We start from the raw sequence: 6,427 nt of genomic DNA on the forward strand, positions 1-6,427 counted from the left end.
AAGTATTTATGTGTGGTATTGTTGGATTTTGTGGAAATAAGCAGGCAGCACCTATTCTGTTAGATGGTCTGTCTAAGCTTGAATATCGTGGTTACGATTCTGCCGGCCTCGCAGTGCGCGATGGCAGTGCACAGGTGCAGATTGTTAAAGCTAAAGGTCGTCTGAAGGAGCTTTATGCCAAAACTAATGGCGGACAAAGCCTCATTGGTACCTGTGGTATCGGTCATACCAGATGGGCAACCCATGGCGAACCTTCCGAAACTAATGCGCATCCGCATGCCAGTGCTGATGGCAATGTAGTTGCCGTACACAACGGTATTATCGAAAACTATCAGGAGCTGAAGGAAAAGCTGATGCACAATGGCTACACCTTCTATTCTCAGACTGATACCGAGGTTGCCGTTAAGCTGATTGACTACTACTATAAAAAATATGAGCATACTCCGACTGATGCTTTGAGCCATGCTATGATCCGTATGCGCGGCTCCTATGCTTTGGCAGTAATGTTCAAGGAATATCCCGGCGAAATTTATGTTGCCCGTAAGGACAGCCCAATGATCATCGGCGTGCAGGACGGCGAATGCTATGTTGCCAGCGACGTTCCTGCTATTTTGAAATACACCCGCAAGGTATATTACATTGGCAATCTGGAAATGGCTCGTCTGGCTAACGGCGAGGTTACCTTCTACAACGTTGATGAAGAAGTAATCGAAAAACCGTTGACCGAAATCAAATGGGATGCCGAAGCTGCCGAAAAAGCAGGCTTTGAACATTTCATGATGAAGGAAATCCACGAGCAGCCCAAGGCAGTACGCGATACTCTGAATTCCGTACTGGTTGACGGCAAGCTGGATATGAGCGCTGTCGGCCTCAGCGACGAGGATATCAAAAAGATTGACCAGATCTGCATAGTTGCCTGCGGCAGTGCTTACCATGTAGGTGTGGCAGCGCAATATGTAATTGAGGATCTGGCACAGATTCCGGTTCGTACCGAGCTGGCTTCCGAGTTCAGATACCGCAAGCCTCTGCTGAGCAAGAACGAGCTGGTTATCATTGTCAGCCAGTCCGGCGAAACCGCCGACAGCCTGGCAGCTCTGCGTCTGGCTAAAGAAAAGGGCATCAAAACTCTTGGCATCGTCAACGTAGTAGGCAGCTCCATTGCCCGCGAAGCTGATAATGTTTTCTATACTCTGGCAGGTCCGGAAATTGCCGTTGCAACTACTAAGGCTTACAGCACTCAGCTGATTGCTGCTTACTGCCTGGCAATTCAGTTTGCTATGGTTCGCGGTACTATTGATGAAGCTAAATATCTGGAACTGATTCAGGAAATGGCACAGCTGCCGGATAAAATCCAAAAGATTATTGAAGATAAGGAACGTATCCAATGGTTTGCAGCTAAACAGGTAAACGCTAAGGATATCTTCTTTATCGGCCGTGGTCTGGATTACGCTGTTAGCCTTGAAGGCAGCCTGAAGATGAAGGAAATTTCCTACATCCACAGTGAGGCTTATGCTGCCGGCGAACTGAAGCACGGCACTATCAGCCTGATTGAGGACGGTACTCTTGTTATCGGCGTACTGACTCAAAGCGAGCTTTACGAAAAGACTGTCAGCAACATGGTAGAGTGCCGCAGCCGTGGCGCTTATCTGATGGGCCTGACTACCTATGGTAACTATAACATTGAGGATACCGCTGATTTCACAGTGTATATTCCTAAGACTGACGAGCATTTCATGACCAGCTTGGCAGTTATTCCGCTGCAGCTTATGGGTTATTATGTGAGTGTTTCTAAAGGATTAGACGTAGATAAACCTAGGAATTTGGCTAAGAGCGTTACCGTAGAATAAGAGTGGGGTGTAATGCATCATATGCATCGCAAACCCTCCTCCACGTACTAAAAGTACGCGTTCGTCGGCTTCGCATCGCCTCTGATACATTCTCCCCACTCTTGAGAGATAGAGGAATATAACGCCTAAAAATCGCAAACTATGCAAAAAAACCACAGCTTACATTTTATGTAGGCTGTGGTAATTTTTTTGTTGTTAATGCTGTGCTGCAGTTTGGTCGCTGACCAGCTTGAAGCCTGCTGCCGTCAGCTTGTCTTCGATTTCTTTGATTTGTGCGGCATCACGTGTTTCCAGCTCCAGCTTGAGGAAGCAGCCGGTGATGGCCATGTTGGCATCGCTGCGGTTGTGGTGTACGCCGACAACGTTGGCACCGCATTGACTGATAATCTCGCTGACCTTGAGCAGCTGGCCCGGACGGTCCTCCAGCATGATAACAAGGTTGACTCTGCGGCCGCTGGTAACCTGACCGCGGGTGATAACACGCGAAAGAATATTAACGTCGATGTTACCGCCGGATACAACGCAGACTGTTTTCTTGCCCTTAATCGGCAGCTTATCGAACAGCGCTGCTGCTACCGGAGTTGCGCCTGCACCTTCGGCAATCAGCTTCTGCTTTTCAATCAGGGTTAAAATTGCAGTTGCGATTTCGTCCTCGCTGACGGTAACGATATCGTCAACATATTTGCTGATGAGCTCGTAGGTGTTTTCACCCGGCGTTTTTACAGCAATGCCGTCGGCGAATGTGCTGACGTGATCTAATGTTTCGTATTTATGGTCGTGGAAGGCTTTGAACATGCTGGCTGCACCTGCTGCCTGCACGCCGTAAACCTTAACCTCCGGACGCAGGCTTTTGATAGCGAAGGCTACGCCGCTGATAAGACCGCCGCCGCCAATCGGTACGATTACTGCTTCTACATCCGGCAGCTGGTCTAAAATTTCCAGGCCGATGCTGCCCTGACCGGCAATGACAAGCTCATCATCATATGGATGAATAAAGGTCATGCCTGTTTCCTCCTGCAGCTGTACGGCGCGGTCATGTGCTTCGTCGTAGGCACCGGGAACAAGCTCCACTTGTGCGCCGAGGCGCTTGGTATTTTCTACCTTCATAATCGGTGCGCCGTCCGGCATGCAGATGACGCTTTTGATGCCCATGCTGGTTGCAGCCAAGGCTACGCCCTGTGCGTGGTTGCCGGCGCTGCAGGCGATTACGCCTTTGCTTGCTTCTTCAGGTGTCAGCTGGCTGATTTTGTAGTAGGCACCGCGTACCTTGAAGCTGCCTGTTACCTGCAGGTTTTCTGTTTTCAGATACAAGTTGTTGCCTTCGCTTAAATGCGGAGCAGCTATTAAATCTGTTTTACGTGCTACGCTTTTAAGGATGAAGGCTGCGTGATAAATTTTGTCTAATGAGAGCATTTGGTTACCTTCTTTTCTTTCCCTTAATAAAAATACAAAAATAGACTGTGCAAAAGCTACAATCTATTTTAGTATAAGCACTTTTAGTTTTTGCGTCAAGGGTTAACTTTCTAAGTGCGTGTTTGCCAGCATCAGCTGCAGCTTGAAGCTTTGGTTGTCAAAGCTTATATTATTGCTGCCTGCGTATTTTTCGCAAATCATCCTGATGTTTTCCAGTCCGGTGCCAGGTTCCTTGTAGTCGCGCTTGGCGGAATAAAACTGGTCATTATAACGCACGATGTTACCGCTGAAGGAATTAACAACTTCTATCAACAGTGTAGAGGCTCTTTCTTTTATTTTGACATTAACATAGCAATTGCTGTGCTGTGTCTTACAGTCTTCGGTAACTGCGGTAAAAGCGTTTTCCAAAGCATTGCCTAAAATAATGGCCAGATCAATATCGTTGATTTTGATTTTGCTGAAGCTGATATCTAAAGCAAAGGGGATGCCTTTTTCCTGTGCCTGCATTTGCCAGTAGCCGATAAGGCCGTCGATGGGTTCGTTGCCATAAAGCTTTACTGTTTGCAGCGTTTCGGTATATTTAAGGATAGCACGCAGATGCTGACCAAGCTTATCAAACTGTTTTTCTTCATAAAGCTGGTTGAGCATAACCGCGAGATGCTTTTGGTCATGGCGCAAGCGGCGTGATTTCTGCCAGGTTTCGATAACAAAATCGTAGTAAGGCTTTTCGTTACGACGCAGTTCTTCCAGTGAGCTGAGCTTGACAGACATCATCTTGTTATCAATTTTTTCCTTCAGCAGATCCATCATCATGCAAACAAAGAAGAAGAGCGGCATGATGCACAGAAAGCGGGCAAAGAAAAGATTCCAGGTGCGTGGTTCGGAAAAATTGCGGATGAGTACCAGGGTAACGAAGTTAAAAGCTAAAATATAGTTGGAATAGTTGATAATCTTATTGTATTTAGTGCTGCGAAAGAGTTGCTTAAATTTTTTTACAGTAAAGTAGAACCAGGAAAAATAAGCTGATTGTGCCAGCAGGAGCACGAAGGTGGCGGTAGCATAGTAGTAGCCGGGAGTGGGCGAGAAGCGTTCGGCGAGCATAGCCAGTGTCTGCAGCACATTTTCAAAATTGCCTGAGAGCAGGATGCAAAAAAGCTGTTTACTTTTATTACCTTTTACGATGGCGAAGTAGTAGAATATGTAGAGCAGGTAAACGCCATATAATGTCGGCAGCTTATCGAAATTGCGTCCGGTGAAGATGAAAATGCCCCATTCTATGAGAATAATAGCAAAAAAGCCGCATATTGCTGCTTTTTTTGATAAGCGCAGGTCTTCCAAAAAGGGATAGTAGCATAGATAAGAGCTGGGGGCAACGCGCAGGATAATATAGATAAGGATAATCAAATCTTGAATCTGCATATAACATCATTCCTTAAAAATAATATAGAAAAAGCATCTTTAAGATAATTATAGCAAATGTAAACTAAAATTAAAGCAAATTTTTTCTAACGGCAGAGATAAAATGGCGTGTTGAAATGCGAGGCTTTTCTGTTGTATAATAAAATGAATATAAATTATAAAGGAGTGCAGAAAATGCAGTGGATAGAAGTTAATGTAGCGGTAACGCATGAAGCAGTTGAGGCCGTAGCAGATATGCTGACGAGCATCGGTTCCAAGGGAGTTGCGATTGAGGATCCGCAGCTGATTAATGATTTGCGCAACAGCGGTACCTGGGAGCTGTGCGATATCCCGGAGCAGGAGAATACCGAGGTTGTTACAGTCAGCGCTTATTATGCTGATGATGAGAAGCTGGAAAAACGCTTGGCGGAGATTGACGAGCAGCTGGCGCTGATTGAGGAGCGCATTGGCAAGTATCGCTTTGGCAATACGCGCTTCCGCAAGGTGAGCGAGCAGGATTGGGCTAACGAATGGAAGCAGTATTTCCATGTTACTCATGTGGGCAAGAGCCTTGTTATTAAGCCGAGCTGGGAGGAGTATGCTCCTAAGGAAGGCGAGCATGTTATTGAAATTGATCCGGGTATGGCTTTCGGCACAGGCACGCACCACACTACCAATATGATGATGGAGCGCTTGGAGAAGGTTATTACGCCTGATTCTACAGTGTTTGACGTTGGTACCGGCAGCGGCATTCTGGCGATTGCTGCGGCGATGCTGGGCGCTAAGTCTGTTAAGGCTGTGGATATTGACGGCGTGGCAGTGCGCGTGGCGAAGGAGAATGTTGCGGACAATGGCCTGAGCGAGCAGATTGAGGTGCGCGAGGGCGATTTGCTGCATGGCACCGAGGGCAAGGCTGATGTAATTATCGCTAATATTATTGCTGATATTGTTATTATGCTGCTGCAGGATATTCCGCAGAAGCTGAATGACGATGGTGTGCTTTTGGCGAGCGGTATTATTGAGGAACGCATGCCGGATGTGGAGGCTGCTGCGCAGGCGCAGGGCCTTTATGTTGATGCGGTTGACCATCGCGGCGGCTGGGTTGTTATGCAAATGAAGAAGAAGTAAGAAGTTGTGCTTTAAGCAGTCCTTCTTGCCTGCCCCTTGCACTCTTCGAGTATAACACGACCAACATTTTTCATTTTATGAAAAATGGGTCTTAGTATAGGGAAGGTGCCGAACGTAGTGAGGCGGAAGGGGGGAAGCGAGGGCGTCGCAATTAATATATCGCGTTGCAACGAAAAATTTTCCCGCGAATCGCTTGCTGAGTTATATATTTGATGCTAAATATGAAGAAGCGATTTGCGGACGGTAATTTCGTGTGGAACCAGGACGAAGTGCCGCAAAACTCGCGCTATGCTAAGAGATTTTGCTACAGTAGTCAGCTTATCGCTCAAACAGTTGCGACAATTCTATGGTTCCAGACACTCATTCCCTAAAATTTTTATGTTTTCACTGCGATATATTAATTGCTTGTTAGGGCTTTAAGCAGTCCCCTCTCAGTCGCCTTACAGGCGACAGCTCCCCCCGAGGGGAGCCTCTCTTGTCCTTTGTGATTTTTTTTGCCTCTCCTAGGGGAGAGGTGGCATCGCGCAGCGATGACGGAGAGGGGCAGTGAATAACAAAAGCTATTCATAAGAGCAGAAACAGCAGACCCCTCTCAGTCGCCTTACAGGCGACAGCTCCCCCCGAGGGGAGCCTCTCTTGTC

General features: G+C 47.1%; 4 protein-coding genes. 2 read left to right on the forward strand and 2 right to left on the reverse strand.

Going from position 1 to position 6,427, the window contains the following annotated elements:
• The first annotated feature begins 8 nt into the window (after positions 1 to 8).
• On the forward strand, positions 9 to 1,847 hold the full coding sequence (gene glmS, locus Q0612_RS04755; RefSeq protein ID WP_298881406.1) for a glutamine--fructose-6-phosphate transaminase (isomerizing): 1,839 nt from the start codon (positions 9 to 11) through the stop codon (positions 1,845 to 1,847).
• A 195-nt stretch (positions 1,848 to 2,042) separates the two neighbouring features.
• Here the strand turns inward: glmS and ilvA are convergent, their stop codons facing one another.
• On the reverse strand, positions 2,043 to 3,260 hold the full coding sequence (gene ilvA / locus Q0612_RS04760; RefSeq protein WP_293390945.1) for a threonine ammonia-lyase: 1,218 nt from the start codon (positions 3,258 to 3,260) through the stop codon (positions 2,043 to 2,045).
• Between the two features lie 102 nt (positions 3,261 to 3,362).
• Entirely contained in the window at positions 3,363 to 4,679 is a 1,317-nt protein-coding gene (locus Q0612_RS04765; protein WP_298881410.1) for an ATP-binding protein, read from the reverse strand.
• Between the two features lie 174 nt (positions 4,680 to 4,853).
• On the opposite strand from Q0612_RS04765, the gene prmA reads away from it, so the two are divergent.
• Complete coding sequence (prmA, locus tag Q0612_RS04770; protein ID WP_298881413.1) at positions 4,854 to 5,786, forward strand: 50S ribosomal protein L11 methyltransferase; 933 nt, start codon at positions 4,854 to 4,856, stop codon at positions 5,784 to 5,786.
• Positions 5,787 to 6,427 lie beyond the last annotated feature (641 nt).

This window comes from uncultured Phascolarctobacterium sp., from assembly GCF_937920985.1.
Classification (GTDB): Bacteria; Bacillota; Negativicutes; order Acidaminococcales; family Acidaminococcaceae; genus Phascolarctobacterium_A.

Excerpts from the sequence above, each read along its gene's own strand:
- glmS (WP_298881406.1), top strand. The coding sequence starts at position 9 with ATGTGTGGTATTGTTGGATTTTGTGGAAATAAGCAGGCAGCACCTATT.
- ilvA (WP_293390945.1), bottom strand. The coding sequence starts at position 3,260 with ATGCTCTCATTAGACAAAATTTATCACGCAGCCTTCATCCTTAAAAGC.
- Q0612_RS04765 (WP_298881410.1), bottom strand. The coding sequence starts at position 4,679 with ATGCAGATTCAAGATTTGATTATCCTTATCTATATTATCCTGCGCGTT.
- prmA (WP_298881413.1), top strand. The coding sequence starts at position 4,854 with ATGCAGTGGATAGAAGTTAATGTAGCGGTAACGCATGAAGCAGTTGAG.